13 protein-coding genes and 1 riboswitch are annotated in these 15,084 nt (G+C 57.2%); of the genes, 6 read left to right on the top strand and 7 right to left on the bottom strand.

The genetic code is table 11. The features are described 5' to 3' along the window. Nucleotides 1–14 precede the first annotated feature (14 nt). The 5 genes from ubiA to malK form a co-directional block, all read right to left on the bottom strand. Nucleotides 15–884, bottom strand: coding sequence for a 4-hydroxybenzoate octaprenyltransferase (ubiA, locus tag RTE01_RS20275; RefSeq protein ID WP_141335307.1), 870 nt, complete (start codon nt 882–884; stop codon nt 15–17). A gap of 12 nt (nt 885–896) precedes the next feature. After that, complete coding sequence (gene ubiC / locus RTE01_RS20270; RefSeq protein ID WP_041143590.1) at nt 897–1,394, bottom strand: chorismate lyase; 498 nt, start codon at nt 1,392–1,394, stop codon at nt 897–899. Nucleotides 1,395–1,581: 187 nt separating this feature from the next. Beyond that, nucleotides 1,582–2,526 (bottom strand): maltose operon protein MalM, encoded by a 945-nt coding sequence (malM, locus tag RTE01_RS20265; protein WP_134525120.1) that lies wholly within the window; start codon nt 2,524–2,526, stop codon nt 1,582–1,584. 109 nt (nt 2,527–2,635) lie between these two features. Beyond that, nucleotides 2,636–3,946, bottom strand: a complete 1,311-nt coding sequence (locus RTE01_RS20260; protein ID WP_041143588.1) for a maltoporin — start codon at nt 3,944–3,946, stop codon at nt 2,636–2,638. Between the two features lie 100 nt (nt 3,947–4,046). Continuing rightward, nucleotides 4,047–5,156: a maltose/maltodextrin ABC transporter ATP-binding protein MalK gene (gene malK, locus RTE01_RS20255; RefSeq protein ID WP_041143587.1), complete on the bottom strand. Its 1,110-nt coding sequence runs from the start codon at nt 5,154–5,156 to the stop codon at nt 4,047–4,049. 369 nt (nt 5,157–5,525) lie between these two features. On the opposite strand from malK, the gene malE reads away from it, so the two are divergent. The 3 genes from malE to malG all read left to right on the top strand — a co-directional run bounded on the left by malE (nt 5,526) and on the right by malG (nt 9,431). Beyond that, nucleotides 5,526–6,716: a maltose/maltodextrin ABC transporter substrate-binding protein MalE gene (malE, locus tag RTE01_RS20250; RefSeq protein ID WP_041143586.1), complete on the top strand. Its 1,191-nt coding sequence runs from the start codon at nt 5,526–5,528 to the stop codon at nt 6,714–6,716. 123 nt (nt 6,717–6,839) lie between these two features. Beyond that, the gene (gene malF / locus RTE01_RS20245) at nt 6,840–8,384 is read left to right on the top strand and encodes a maltose ABC transporter permease MalF (protein WP_041143585.1); all 1,545 of its coding nucleotides are present in this window, start codon (nt 6,840–6,842) and stop codon (nt 8,382–8,384) included. A 156-nt stretch (nt 8,385–8,540) separates the two neighbouring features. Beyond that, nucleotides 8,541–9,431, top strand: a complete 891-nt coding sequence (gene malG / locus RTE01_RS20240; protein ID WP_041143584.1) for a maltose ABC transporter permease MalG — start codon at nt 8,541–8,543, stop codon at nt 9,429–9,431. Nucleotides 9,432–9,620: 189 nt separating this feature from the next. Here malG and psiE read toward each other — a convergent pair whose 3' ends face one another. Then, nucleotides 9,621–10,031, bottom strand: coding sequence for a phosphate-starvation-inducible protein PsiE (gene psiE / locus RTE01_RS20235; RefSeq protein WP_041143583.1), 411 nt, complete (start codon nt 10,029–10,031; stop codon nt 9,621–9,623). Between the two features lie 146 nt (nt 10,032–10,177). On the opposite strand from psiE, the gene RTE01_RS20230 reads away from it, so the two are divergent. Both RTE01_RS20230 and RTE01_RS20225 read left to right on the top strand, forming a co-directional pair. Then, on the top strand, nt 10,178–10,696 hold the full coding sequence (locus tag RTE01_RS20230) for a GNAT family N-acetyltransferase (protein WP_134525119.1): 519 nt from the start codon (nt 10,178–10,180) through the stop codon (nt 10,694–10,696). Then, nucleotides 10,696–11,154 (top strand): acyltransferase, encoded by a 459-nt coding sequence (locus tag RTE01_RS20225; protein ID WP_041143581.1) that lies wholly within the window; start codon nt 10,696–10,698, stop codon nt 11,152–11,154. The genes RTE01_RS20230 and RTE01_RS20225 overlap by 1 nt, the downstream gene beginning before the upstream one ends. Before the next feature lie 44 nt (nt 11,155–11,198). On the opposite strand, the gene pgi is transcribed toward RTE01_RS20225, so the two are convergent. Continuing rightward, nucleotides 11,199–12,848 (bottom strand): glucose-6-phosphate isomerase, encoded by a 1,650-nt coding sequence (gene pgi, locus RTE01_RS20220; protein ID WP_141335305.1) that lies wholly within the window; start codon nt 12,846–12,848, stop codon nt 11,199–11,201. A gap of 466 nt (nt 12,849–13,314) precedes the next feature. Beyond that, a riboswitch (Lysine riboswitch) is annotated at nt 13,315–13,546 on the top strand. A 173-nt stretch (nt 13,547–13,719) separates the two neighbouring features. Between pgi and lysC the strand changes: the two genes are divergently transcribed. Beyond that, a complete protein-coding gene (lysC, locus tag RTE01_RS20215; protein WP_041143580.1) occupies nt 13,720–15,069 on the top strand; it encodes a lysine-sensitive aspartokinase 3 in 1,350 nt (449 codons plus the stop codon). Nucleotides 15,070–15,084 lie beyond the last annotated feature (15 nt).

Below are 15,084 nucleotides of genomic sequence, written 5' to 3'. Positions count from 1 at the left end.
GAAGACTGGGGAAACTACGCCATGTAGCCCATCGCCAGGCCGAGGAACAGCACCAGCCCAACGTAGTTATTGTTTAAAAACGCTTTGAAGCAGTCGTCGCGTTCACGACGGAAAATCAGCTTCTGCTGCCAGAAAAACAGCCCCGCCGCGATAAACAGCGACCAGTAGTATTCCCAGCCCAGGCCGTTCAGCCAGCCTACCGCGCCCATCAATACCAGCACCGCGATCTGCAGCATGCCGATAATCAGGCGGTCGTTTTCACCAAACAAAATCGCCGTTGATTTGATGCCGATTTTAAGGTCATCGTCCCGGTCGACCATCGCATACTGGGTATCGTAGGCCACCGCCCACAGAATGTTGGCGAGGAACATCAGCCAGCAGCTCAGCGGCAGCGATTCGCTCACCGCGGAGAAGGCCATCGGAATCGACCAGCCAAACGCCGCGCCGAGCACCACCTGCGGCAGGTGGGTGTAACGTTTCATAAATGGATAGACCCACGCCAGCGCCAGCGCCGCCACCGACAGCAGAATGGTCATGGTATTGAGGGTCAGCACCAGCAGGAACGAGAGTACCACCAGCACGGCAAACAGCACCCGGGCCTCTTTCTCCGTCACGTCGCCGTTGGGCAGCGGGCGACGCGCGGTGCGTTTAACGTGACCGTCAAACTTACGGTCGGCATAGTCGTTGACCACGCAGCCGGCGGCGCGCATCAGCCACACTCCGGCGACAAAAACGGCCAGAATCCACAGCGGCGGAATACCCGGCGTCGCAACCCATAGCGCCCACAGCGTCGGCCACAGCAGCAGCAGCGCGCCGATCGGTTTGTCAGTACGCATCAGGCGATGAAACGCCAACAGCTTATTCTGCGTCAGACTCCACTCCATTTTCTCTTCCTCTTAATACAGCGGCGATGCCGGCAGAAACAGCTCTGTCAGCAGCAGCGGTTTACCGCTCAGCCGAAGGCGGGAACGACGCCCCCAGAGCTCCGCATAGCGCCCAATTTCAATAAAATCACGGGTTAACGTCGAAGACGTGAACAAATAGCGGCCCAGCGGCGTCTGCCCAAGCTGCTGCAGCGCCAGTTCGGGGCCGCTCAGCGTCGATTCCGGAACGAGAGTGCGCCCAGCCAGCCAGGGTTCATTATCGGCGCAGAGAATAATTTCCCGCAGCCAGTAACGCGCTTCATCCGGCAGCAGCGCTTCTTCGCCGACCAGCGCTTCACGTCCAACGAACGCTTCGTTGACCAGCATAACGCTAACCTTTTTCCCCTGCTGCTCAAAGCGTTTGGTCATTGAGTCTTCCAGCAGCAGCCAGTCGCGCAGCGAGGGTTCCAGCGGGGGCATAGCGGCAAAATAGCGCAGCGCACGCAGTTGCGTAAGCGCAGGATGTGACATGCCTGATTCTCCGATACATAACGTGAAGGCATTGTATCGCAGAATAGGCCGATCGGGGCGGGCAAACATCAAGATACGATCTTCCGCGCAACAGCCATGCAACAGCAGCCGCGCGCGAGAAAAAAAAGTGCGTCCAGGCGGACGCACCTAAAGGCTGTGCCTAAACATCAGCATTGTGGGGAGACGATCACCCCTTGCCTTTTACACTGCTGATAAAGGTGGAACGGGCAGATTTCGAGCCGAGGCGCTCGGCTTCGTTCATCAATTTGAGGGCTTTGTCGATATCACCTTTCGCAACCGCCTGCTTGATGCCGTTGTTAAAGTAGGTTTCCGTATCGTCCAGCATCGGCTCGCTCTTCGCCGCCGGTGCGGCGACCGGAGCCACAACCGGAGCGGCGGCCGGCGCGCTGTATACCGGCGCGGCCGTATTGCCGACGGTAACCGGACCCGGGCCGGAGGAGCCAAACAGCGGGCCAACCAGCACGCTGGAGCCGGAAGAGGTTTTCACCTTCAGACCCAGGGTACCTTCGGTGGTATGTTTGGCAATCGGGTCCGGAATATCCGGTACCGCGTTACCCGTACCTTTGGCGTAGGCCTTCGCCGGATCGATTAATTTGGTGGTCTGCTGCAGATCCTGCGGCGTGGTAAAGACCAGGACGTAAATCTTTTGCTGGCCCAGCGCCGGCGTCAGACGCATCACCCCTTCGAGGCGATCCGAGCTCATTACGCCCGGCTCGAGGTAGGTAAAGTAGCTGCTGGGGAAGTACGCAGATGGCGTCATATTCTGGTCAAGAATCAGCACGTTCGGTGCAAAAACGCTGGTCTGCTTGTTCACTTCGCTGGTCAGGGTAATGGTCAGCTCACCGATGTTCGCCGGGACGCTATAGGCGGCGACCGGCCCGGTGATGCCGGGAATATTCAGCGACTGTCCTGCCGTCGAGAGGTTGGTGACCTGAGATTTTGACTGATCGACCGGCGTCCAGGTTAACTGCTGTAGCGCGGAGGCGGGGATCGTCGGTGCGGCAGCGGTATTCTGCGGCACAAAATTCACATCGGCAAAACTGACTGCGGGTACGCTGGCCAACAGGCCGGCGGACAGGCAGAGGGCAACGAGACTTTTATTCATTTTCATTGTTATCACCTCAATTCCGATGGCCGAGCGGTAGCCAGGCAATAGCTCGCAGGGCCTAAGATAGAGAGGGGCTTGCGCCCCTCTTTTGGTCATGACAGGTCAGGCAGGATTACCACCAGATTTCCATCTGGGCACCGAAGGTCCACTCGTCGCTATCGCCACGGCTGAAGGTCTTCGCAGAGGTGTCGTTATACGCCACGCCGGAGGTGTAGCCAGTACCGGAGTCGCCGTTCGCATAGCCCCATTTCTCATCCCACTTGGCGTAGGTTGCGAATACGCGGATTGCCGGACGCGACCAGATGCTGTCGCCAGCCTGCCACTGCTGTGCCAGGGTGATTTTATACTGGTTGTTGTTGTCGCCGGTTTTCTGCGATTCTACGTTGTCGTAGCCAACTTCCAGCAGGGTGCTCATGATCGGCGTCCATTTGTACATTGGACGTACGCCGACGGTCCACCATTTGGTGCCGTTGTTGTTGTCGAGGTTGATATCCTGGTACATCGCAACGTACATCATGTCCCAGCTATCGCCCATGGAGATCGCGCCGTGGTCAAGCACGCGCCACATGGTACCGTCGTTGTTAATGCTGCCGCCCTGCGGAACGCCTTTGCCGTTGGAGGTCATCGCGTCGGTTGCGTACTGCAGCACGAACTTGTTGTAGCCCTTCAGCATGCTCTGGGTGTGTTCAGCGGTCAGCATCCAGCCGTCTTTAGACGCGTCTGGCTGCAGGTAGTAGTTATCCGGAACGTTGGTGTGACCGTAGTCGACGCCGAGCTCCAGGGTACCGCCTGGGTTGAGTTCCATCTGCGCTAAACGCACGTCGAAGACGTCGTTCGGCACGATGTTGTCATAAATACGGTTGCCCAGCGCATCGCGGTCAGCGAAGGTGGCAGAACCGCCGGACTCAGAAGAACGGGTTGCCGCCATAGACAGCTTACCGAAGCCCAGATCGATGTTTTCAATACCAGCACCAGGACCTGAAATATCCCAGTAGTAGAAGTCGATCATGTGAACGTCATGACGCTGGTAGAAACGCTTACCGGCCCAGATGGTGGAACCTGGCAGCCAGTCGATCAGGTTTTTACCCTGCACGTTGGCTTCACGGAATGCCGGGCTGGTTGATTCCCAGTCATTCTGCTGCGATACGGAGTACGCGACGTTAGTATCGAAGTAGAAGCTCTTATCACCTTCTTTCCATACTTCCTGGCCCAGTTTTAATTCCGCATAGGTTTCACATTCGTTACCAAGACGGTATTTACTTTGAGCACCGGTTGCCTGGAAGCACTGCTGTTCACCGCCGCTGCCGGTCCAGCCAATGCCGGAACGAGCATAACCGTGGAAATCGACGGCCATCGCCTGAGCAGACATAACGCCTGCCGCAACGGCTACCGCCAGTGGAAGTTTGCGCAGAGTAATCATCATTCTATCTCCTGAGATCATTGCTTTTCTTTGAACACTTCGCCCGTCGTTCTGCCTGCTGCTGCAGCGCTTAGGGGTTCGCGTTTTATTTTAATGGGAAGCCTTACACGCCCGGCTCTTGATGCAACCGACGACACGCCGTGCCATCCTCACGGAATAAATGGCAACGTTCCGGTGGCAAACCGATAGCGAATGTGGCTCCCTCTTTTACCAACACCACGTCGTTCTGGCGGTAGACCAGGTTCTGACGGATGGCTGGGATCTGGATATGAATTTGCGTTTCGTGACCAAGCTGCTCAACCACCTGCACTTCCCCTTCGAGGGTCACGTCGGCGATATCGCTGGGCAGCAGATGTTCCGGGCGGATGCCTAAGGACATGTTTGCGCCAACCTGAACGCGGGCGCTGTCCACCGGCAGCCAAATTTGCTGGCGGTTTGGCAGCTCTACCTGAACCTGCTCAATGGCGGTTGCGGTGACTTTTACCGGCAGGAAGTTCATCTTTGGCGAGCCAATAAAGCCCGCAACAAAGCGATCGGCCGGGTAGTGATACAGCTCAAGCGGTTTCCCTACCTGTGCGACGCGACCTGCATCCAGCACCACAATCTTGTCGGCCAAAGTCATCGCTTCAACCTGATCGTGGGTCACGTAAATCATCGTGCGTCCCAGCCGCTTGTGCAGGCGGGAGATTTCGATACGCATCTGCACGCGCAGCGCGGCATCGAGGTTTGAAAGCGGTTCATCCAGCAGGAAGACGCGAGGCTCCGCCACCAGGGTACGACCGATGGCTACGCGCTGACGCTGGCCGCCGGAAAGCGCCTTCGGCTTACGCTCAAGCAGGTGCGCCAGCTGCAGCACTTCCGCCACCTGAGTGACGCGCTGGTTGATCACATCTTTTTTGGCGCCGGCCAGCTTCAGGCCGAAAGACATATTTTCCGCGACGGAGAGATGAGGGTAGAGCGCGTAAGACTGGAAGACCATGCCGATGCCGCGTTCTGCGGGTGGGATGTCGTTCATCCGGGTTTCGCCGATAAACAAATCACCGCTGGTTATGGTTTCCAGCCCGGCGATCATACGCAGCAGGGTAGATTTGCCGCAGCCCGATGGCCCGACAAACACCACGAACTCCCCTTCCTGGATGTCGAGATTGATATCTTTCGATACCACCACGTCTCCCCAGGCTTTCGTTATATTTCGCAGCTGTACGCTCGCCATGCCCATCTCCCTTCGTTACAACTTGTCACTTAAAGACACATTCAAGATGGGCTGACTATGCGGCATTCATTAACCTGGTAAATCCTCCACCCCCGGCTTTTTTATGGGGGAGGAGACGGGAGGATGAGAGATTGCCTCTCACTGCGGGGGATGGCGCGCCAAAGTCAATTTCGTGACACAGGTTGCAAAAATAGCCGCCTTTTTATGTGCTCCACGCCCCAATACCGGCATTTCTGCAAGCCAGATCACACAAACCACGGGTGGGGCGTAGAGATGGGGAGGATGGAAAGGGGTTGTTAAAAAAGGAAACTCATCACCGTTAAGCCACCTAAGTGTATCCACGAGCACATCACCAAAAAGGACTGGTATATGAAAATCAAAACCGGCGCCCGCATCCTCGCGCTGTCAGCACTGACCACGATGATGTTTTCCGCCTCTGCCCTCGCCAAAATTGAAGAAGGTAAGCTGGTAATCTGGATTAACGGCGACAAGGGCTATAACGGCCTCGCTGAAGTGGGCAAAAAGTTTGAAAAAGACACCGGGATTAAGGTCTCCATCGAGCACCCGGATAAGCTGGAAGAGAAATTCCCGCAGGTTGCGGCAACCGGCGATGGCCCGGATATTATCTTCTGGGCACACGACCGCTTCGGCGGCTACGCACAGTCCGGCCTGCTGGCCGAGATCGCCCCGGACAAAGCTTTCCAGGACAAACTCTATCCGTTCACCTGGGACGCAGTACGCTATAACGGCAAGCTGATCGCTTACCCAATCGCGGTTGAAGCGCTGTCGCTGATTTACAACAAAGACCTGGTTCCGAATCCGCCGAAAACCTGGGAAGAGATCCCGGCGCTGGATAAAACGCTGAAGGCGAAAGGTAAGAGCGCGCTGATGTTCAACCTGCAGGAACCGTACTTCACCTGGCCGCTGATCGCCGCCGACGGTGGCTACGCGTTCAAGCTTGAAAACGGCAAATATGATGTCAAAGACGTCGGCGTGGACAGCGCTGGCGCGAAAGCGGGTCTGACCTTCCTGGTCGATCTGATCAAGAACAAACACATGAATGCTGATACCGATTACTCCATCGCTGAAGCGGCGTTCAACAAGGGCGATACCGCGATGACCATCAACGGTCCGTGGGCGTGGGCCAACATCGATAAGAGCAAAATCAACTACGGCGTAACGCTGCTGCCAACCTTCAAAGGTCAGGCGTCTAAACCGTTCGTTGGCGTTCTGAGCGCCGGTATCAACGCCGCCAGCCCGAACAAAGAGCTGGCGAAAGAGTTCCTCGAAAACTACCTGCTGACCGATCAGGGTCTGGATGAAGTGAACAAGGACAAACCGCTGGGCGCCGTTGCGCTGAAATCCTTCCAGGAGAAACTGGAAAAAGATCCGCGTATCGCCGCCACCATGGCGAACGCCCAGAAAGGCGAAATCATGCCGAACGTTCCGCAGATGTCCGCCTTCTGGTATGCCGTACGCACCGCGGTTATCAACGCAGCTAGCGGTCGTCAGACCGTCGAAGCCGCGCTGAAAGACGCACAGGCTCGTATCACTAAGTAACCTGCTAGTCCCCTCCCCCTTCTCGGGAGCGGGTCAGGATCCCGGCCGGCAGCCGCCGCCCGATCCGGGCCCTCTCTCCTGAAGGGAGAGGGAGAACAAAATACGTTGTAGAGGATGATCCCCATGGATGTCGTTAAAAAGAAACACTGGTGGCAAAGCCCGCAGCTGACATGGTCTGTGATTGGCTTGCTGTGCCTGCTGGTGGGTTACCTTGTTGTTTTGATGTACGCCCAGGGGGAGTACCTGTTTGCCATTCTGACGCTGATTTTAAGCTCGGCTGGCCTGTATATCTTTTCCAATCGCAAGGCCTATGCCTGGCGCTATGTCTATCCGGGTCTCGCCGGGATGGGGCTGTTCGTCCTGTTTCCGCTGATCTGCACCATTGCTATCGCCTTCACCAACTACAGCAGCACCAACCAGCTGACCTTCGAGCGCGCTCAGGAAGTGCTGATGGACCGCTCCTTCCAGGCCGGCAAAGCCTACAACTTCTCGCTCTACCCGGCGGGAGATGAGTGGAAGCTGGCGCTGACCGACGGTGACAGCGGCAAAAATTACGTTTCCGACGCCTTTAAGCTCGGCGGCGAGCAGAAGCTGGCCCTGAAAGAAGCCGATGCGCAGCCGGAAGGCGAGCGCGCCAACCTGCGCGCGATCACCCAGAACCGTACCGCGCTGAACCAGCTGACCGCCGTGCTGCCTGACGACAGCAAGGTCATCATGAGCTCACTGCGTCAGTTCTCCGGCACCCAGCCGCTGTATACGCTGGCGGCCGACGGCGAACTGACCAACAACCAGAGCGGCATCAAATACCGGCCGAACAACAAAGTCGGCTTCTATCAGTCCATCAACGCCGACGGCAGCTGGAGCAGCGAGAAGCTCAGCCCGGGCTACACCGTGAGCATTGGCTGGGATAACTTCACCCGCGTCTTTACCGATGAAGGGATCCAGAAGCCGTTCTTCGCCATCTTCGTCTGGACGGTGGTCTTCTCGATTCTGACCGTGATTCTGACCGTCGCGGTGGGCATGATCCTCGCCTGCCTCGTACAGTGGGAGTCCCTGAAAGGAAAAGCGATTTACCGCGTCCTGCTGATTCTGCCCTACGCCGTACCGTCGTTTATCTCGATTCTGATTTTCAAAGGGCTGTTCAACCAGAGCTTCGGTGAGATCAACATGATGCTCAGCGCGCTGTTCGGCATCAAGCCGGCCTGGTTTAGCGACCCGACCACCGCGCGTTCGATGATCGTTATCGTCAACACCTGGCTGGGCTACCCGTACATGATGATTCTGTGCATGGGCCTGCTGAAAGCCATTCCTGACGACCTGTACGAAGCGTCGGCAATGGACGGTGCCGGTCCGTTCCAGAACTTCTTTAAAATTACGCTGCCGCTGCTGATCAAGCCGCTTACGCCGCTGATGATTGCCAGCTTCGCCTTTAACTTTAACAACTTCGTGCTGATTCAGCTGTTAACCAACGGCGGCCCGGATCGCCTCGGCACCACTACGCCGGCCGGCTATACCGACCTGCTGGTGAGCTACACCTACCGCATCGCCTTCGAAGGCGGCGGCGGTCAGGACTTCGGCCTCGCGGCGGCTATCGCTACGCTGATCTTCCTGCTGGTGGGCGTGCTGGCGATTGTTAACCTGAAAGCTACACGAATGAAATTCGACTAACTGGAATGGCCAGGCGTCATTAGTACAGCCAGTTTGGACCCGGCCAGCGTGCAAGAACCGGAGCGTACGCGTAGTACGTGAGGATGATGAGCACTGCCCGGGTTCAAAATGGCCAGTGAGATAGCCTGGAGCGGTATCAAGGGGAATAAAAATATTATGGCTATGGTACAACCTAAATCTCAGAAGCTGCGTCTCTTCACCACGCACCTCCTGCTGCTCATTTTTATCGCGGCGATTATGTTCCCGCTGCTGATGGTTATCGCCATCTCCCTGCGCGAAGGTAACTTCGCCACCGGCAGCCTGATCCCGGATCAGATCTCCTGGGAACACTGGCGTCTGGCGCTCGGCTTTAGCGTTGAGCATGCGGACGGCCGCGTCACGCCGCCGCCGTTCCCGGTTCTGCTGTGGCTGTGGAACTCGGTAAAGGTTGCCGGGATCACCGCCATCGGTATCGTGGCGCTCTCCACTACCTGCGCCTACGCTTTCGCCCGCATGCGCTTCCCTGGCAAGGCTACCCTGTTGAAAGGGATGCTGATTTTCCAGATGTTCCCGGCGGTGCTGTCGCTGGTTGCCCTGTACGCCTTGTTTGACCGCCTCGGCCAGTATCTGCCGTTTGTCGGCCTCAACACCCACGGCGGCGTTATCTTCGCCTATATGGGCGGCATCGCGCTGCACGTCTGGACCATTAAAGGCTACTTCGAAACCATCGACGGTTCGCTGGAAGAAGCGGCCGCGCTGGACGGCGCGACGCCGTGGCAGGCCTTCCGTCTGGTTCTGCTGCCGCTGTCGGTGCCGATTCTGGCGGTGGTCTTTATTCTGTCGTTTATCGCCGCAATTACCGAAGTCCCGGTTGCGTCCCTGCTGCTGCGCGATGTGAACAGCTATACCCTGGCGGTTGGCATGCAGCAGTACCTCAACCCGCAGAACTACCTGTGGGGCGACTTTGCCGCGGCGGCGGTGCTCTCCGCTATCCCGATTACCGTGGTCTTCCTGCTGGCGCAGCGCTGGCTGGTGAACGGCCTGACAGCGGGGGGAGTGAAAGGTTAAGTTTGAAACACCCGCCCCAAATTTCAGAGGAGGGACGGTGGCTTAGTTGCCGTACACGAACCCCAACCGGGTACGGCAACTACCGCCCTCAGCTGAAAAAGTAAGGCAAATGCCACTGCTATCCTCAACTGGACCCTACATAAATTAAATTTGTGACTGTTGGTCAGCGGCCCTGGAGGCCGCTTTTTTTTATTCGCGTTTCAGGCGGTTGGAGTTGCACAGCCACAGCGTAATCACCAGCAGCAGGATCGCCGCGGAGTAGATCAGCACCGCCATCGGCGACTCGTGGTCAACGATAATCAGTCGCACAATCGCGGTAATACCGATGTAGACGAAATAGCGCAGCGGGAAGTGAAAGCCCGACTCAAAGTATTTCACAATCAGCGCGATAAACTCGAAATAGAGAAAATAGACCACCAGCCCTTCCACCAGCTTGTACTTGCTCACCGGCTCCGGGGTAAACAGCACGTGCGCCAGATGGAAGGTCTCCTTGCCGAGAAAGACCACCAGAATCACGCCCAGGCACAGCAGCGCCAGATTCAGAACGGCCTGCATGGCCTTCGCAACAAAACTCACCAGCGGACGATAGACCGACGGCATATTCACACCTCTTATATTCATTGTTCCTGGCGATCTGTATAACGCAAAAACGTGATCCAGATCGATAATATTCGTTAACTTTTTGCGTCTGTTGTGCCAAATGTAACAATCACTTGCCACACTGGCGGGTTAAAAAGGAGATAATCATGCTGACAATACGTACGGCGCAGCGGGAGGACGCAACCCTGCTCGGTGAAATGGGCAACGCCAGCTACCGCCACCACTTCACCCACCTCTGGCACAGCGCCAGCGAGCTGGAGCACTTTCTCCAGCAGGAGTATGCCGCCGAAGCCCTGCAGCGCAGCCTGGCCGAGACAAACTGCCGCTGGCTGATCGCCGAAGCGCAGCGCCCGGTAGGATTCGCCAAATACACCCATCGTCAGCAGATTGAGCCCGATGGCCCGCAGGGCACGCTGCTGCATAAGCTCTATCTGCTGCCCGGCGAAACGAGGCATCGCTACGGTGAACGGCTTTTTAGCGCCGTCGAAGCGCGGGCCAAAGCTGAGGGCGAGCGCTGGCTGTGGCTGGAGGTGCTGGCCGCCAATAGCGGCGCCCGGCGCTTCTATGAGCGCCAGGGCATGCGGCATCTTAAAGACACCGTCTTTCGCTCCGCCACCCAGCAGAGCACCATTCATATTCTGGCTAAACGCATCGGAGAGGAGTGATGCCTACGCTTCGTGATACCGGCGTTCGCAACGTCGAAAGCGGTGAAAATGTGGTGATCTACCAGCCCGCTAACCTGTACGACTGTCGCCTCGGCGATAACGTCTTCGTCGGCCCTTTCGTCGAGATTCAGGGCAATACGTCGGTTGGCGCGGATACCAAAATCCAGTCCCATACCTTTATCTGCGAATATGTCACCCTTGGCGAGCGCTGTTTTATCGGCCACGGGGTGATGTTTGCCAACGATATGTTTCGCGACGGTAAGCCCAACGCCGATCGCGAGAGCTGGGGAAGAATCGTGGTGGGCAACGACGTCTCTATCGGCAGCGGAGCCACCATTCTGGCGGTCAGCATCTGCGATGGCGCGGTGATTGGTGCGGGCAGCGTGGTCACCCGGTCGATAACCGAGAAAGGTGTGTGGGCGGGGAATCCGGCGAAATTATTGCGCCGTCTGCCATAAAAAATGCCGGCCCTGAGGCCGGCATTGAAGCGGATTAACGCTGATTACGCGCGCCAGGACTTATAGCGGTTAATCAGACCGTTGGTCGAGCTATCGTGGCTGCTGACATCTGCGCCATCTTTCAGCTCCGGCAGAATGCGGTTAGCCAGCTGTTTACCTAGCTCAACGCCCCACTGGTCGAAGGTGAAGATGTTGAGGATCGCGCCCTGGGTGAAAATCTTATGTTCATACAGCGCAATCAGTGCGCCGAGGCTGAACGGGGTGATTTCACGCAGCAGGATCGAGTTAGTCGGGCGGTTACCTTCGAAGACTTTGAACGGCACCACGTGATCCAGCGTTGCCGGATCTTTACCCTGATCGCGATACTCCTGCTCAACCACGTCACGCGCCTTGCCGAACGCCAGCGCTTCGGTCTGCGCGAAGAAGTTGGACAGCAGCTTCGGATGGTGGTCAGAGAGCGGGTTGTGCGTTAACGCAGGCGCGATGAAATCGCACGGCACCATTTTGGTTCCCTGGTGGATCAGCTGGTAGAACGCATGCTGGCCGTTGGTACCCGGCTCACCCCAGATAATCGGGCCAGTCTGGTAGTCTACGGCGTTACCGCTGCGGTCAACGTATTTGCCGTTAGATTCCATGTTGCCCTGCTGGAAGTAGGCAGCAAAGCGGTGCATATACTGGTCGTACGGCAGAATCGCTTCGGTTTCTGCGCCGAAGAAGTTGTTGTACCAGATCCCGATCAGCGCCAGCAGCACCGGCAGGTTTTGCTCCGCCGGCGTGGTGGAGAAGTGTTTATCCATCGCGTGCGCGCCGGACAGCAGCTCAACAAAGTTGTCAAAACCAACGGAGAGGATGATCGACAGGCCGATCGCTGACCACAGAGAGTAGCGGCCGCCAACCCAATCCCAGAATTCAAACATGTTGGCGGTGTCGATACCAAACTCGCCCACCGCTTTGCCGTTGGTGGAGAGCGCCGCGAAGTGTTTCGCCACGTGTTTGTCATCGCCAGCCGTTGCCAGGAACCAGTCGCGCGCGCTGTGGGCGTTGGTCATCGTTTCCTGGGTGGTAAAGGTTTTTGATGCCACCAGGAACAGCGTCGTTTCCGGGTTCACGCCTTTCAGCACTTCCGCAATGTGGGTACCGTCGACGTTGGAAACAAAGTGCATATTGAGGTGATTTTTGTACGGACGCAGCGCTTCGGTCACCATAAACGGACCGAGGTCGGAGCCGCCGATACCGATGTTAACCACGTCGGTAATCGCCTTGCCGGTATAGCCTTTCCAGCTGCCGGAGATGATGGCTTCAGAGAAGGTTTTCATCTTCTCCAGCACCGCGTTGACTTCCGGCATCACATCTTTGCCGTCAACGATGATTGGGGTATTGCTCCGGTTGCGCAGCGCGACGTGCAGCACGGCACGGTCTTCGGTACGGTTGATTTTCTCGCCGGAGAACATCGATTTGATGGCGCCTGCCAGATCGGTCTCTTTGGCCAGATCCTGCAGTTTCGCCAGCGTCTCTTCGGTAATGCGGTTTTTGGAGAAATCCACCAGCATCAGATCGTCGAACGTTGCGGAAAACTTAGTAAAACGATCGCTATCGTTAGCGAAAAGCTCGCTGATAGTGACGTCTTTCATTTCATCAAAGTGTTTCTGTAGCGCCTGCCAGGCAGATGTCTGCGTTGGGTTGATGTTTTTCATGAGCAATACTCTTCTGATTTGAGAATTGTGACTGCGGTCGATTGTAGCGCCGGAGGCAAAAAATTGTGATGATTTTTGTGTTATGCCGTTGACGCGCGTCAGGAACAGGGTCAGATCAGGGTAAAAAACCACTACCAGTATAGACATAAACGCGGGCAAAACGTCCCGCACCAGCGCGCGGGGGGATCCGCCCACGGGCGCCGGGCAGAGCGGCGCACTCTCGGCCACCGGGCGGCGGCCCGCCGGAGTACGGCCGGGCTCATCATAAGGCTTTTTGCTGTTAATCGCCCGCGCATGAAAAATCCGCATAACCGCAGCGTTGACATACTCCCTCTGAAGCCTTTATATAGCTGCACTGCCTGCATATAACGAGGTATGTATTGCTCGCGCATTTCACACTACAGCGAAAGGGTATTGCAGGGGGAATCATGACCAGCGCCCCCAGGCAAAGTGAAAGACGTCGGTAATTGCCAGAAGAGGTGCGTTGCCCAGGTAACCGTATTGGAGGAACCAGTCCGGGGAAAATACGTGAGGGGGAGCAACGCCGAGGTGAAAGAGCGTCTGGTACGTTCATCACCGGCCACAGGGGCTGAATCCCCTGGGTTGTCACCAGAAACGTTCGCAGTCGGGCGTTTCATACTCAGGAACTGACGCAAAGGTCGGGGAACGGGTCTACAAGGTGGAGCACTTCTGGGTGACATCGTAGCTGTTTATCCCTCTGCGCCCACCCTGTTTTTCGCTCTTCCCTTGTGCCATGGCTGAATAATTTGGCCTGGCTTATTAAGACATTTTATGACTGTTAGGTTGTGTCCAGCCCAAACCCAATCAGGAATCGTTTTAATAAGTCAGGCCCCCCTGACACGAGGTTGTTATGACAGATTTAGTTGTAGCCAAATTCGGCGGCACCAGCGTTGCCGATTTCGATGCCATGAACCGCAGCGTTGACGTTGCGATGATTGATGAAAACACTCGTGTAGTGGTGCTGTCTGCCTCTGCGGGTGTCACCAATCTTCTGGTTGCGTTAGCCGACGGGCTGGAACCCACCGAGCGTTTCGATAAGCTTGAGGCGCTGCGCCAGATTCAGTTCAATATTCTCGAACGCCTGCGCTATCCCAACGTGATCCGCGAAGAGATCGAGCGTCTGCTCGAGAATATCACCACCCTGGCGGAAGCCGCGGCGCTGGCAAGCTCGACGGCGCTGACCGATGAGCTGGTCAGCCACGGCGAACTGATGTCCACCCTGCTGTTTGTCGAAATCCTGCGCGAGCGCGGCATTGCCGCCCAGTGGTTTGACGTGCGTAAAGTGATGCGCACCAGCGATCGCTTTGGCCGCGCCGAGCCCGATATCGCCGCCCTGGCTGAGCTAACCCAGCTGCAGCTGACGCCGCGCCTTGCCGAAGGTCTGGTCGTCACCCAGGGCTTTATCGGTAGCGAAGCCAAAGGCCGCACCACCACCCTCGGCCGCGGAGGCAGTGATTACACCGCCGCCCTGCTGGGTGAAGCCCTTAACGCCAGCCGCGTCGATATCTGGACCGACGTCCCGGGCATCTACACCACCGACCCGCGCGTTGCCCCGGCGGCAAAACGGATCGACGTTATCGCCTTTGCCGAAGCCGCCGAAATGGCGACGTTTGGCGCCAAGGTGCTGCATCCGGCGACGCTGCTTCCCGCGGTGCGTAGCGATATTCCGGTCTTCGTTGGCTCCAGCAAAGAGCCGAAAGCCGGCGGCACCCTGGTGTGCAATAAAACCGAACACCCGCCGCTGTTCCGCGCGCTGGCGCTGCGCCGTCGCCAGACCCTGCTGACCCTGCACAGCCTGAATATGCTGCACTCCCGCGGCTTCCTCGCCGAAGTGTTCGGTATTCTGGCGCGCCATAATATCTCCGTGGATCTGATCACCACCTCAGAAGTCAGCATTGCCCTGACCATGGATACCACCGGCTCAACCTCCGCCACCGATACCCTGCTCACCCAGGCGCTGCTCACCGAGCTCTCCTCCCTGTGCCGCGTAGAGGTAGAGCAGGATCTGGCGCTGGTCGCCCTGATCGGCAACGATCTTTCTCGCGCCTGCGGCGTCGGCAAAGAGGTCTTCGGCGTTCTGGAGCCGTTCAACATTCGCATGATCTGCTACGGCGCATCCAGCCATAACCTCTGCTTCCTGGTGCCGGGCGTCGATGCTGAGAAGGTCGTGCAGAAGCTGCATCATAATTTGTTTGAATAATATTCCTCCACGCGA

It is taken from the genome of Klebsiella terrigena (genome assembly GCF_006539725.1).
Lineage (GTDB): Bacteria > Pseudomonadota > Gammaproteobacteria > Enterobacterales > Enterobacteriaceae > Klebsiella > Klebsiella terrigena.
Note: the sequence above shows the minus strand (reverse complement) of the source record. Positions and strands in the feature narration are given on the sequence as shown.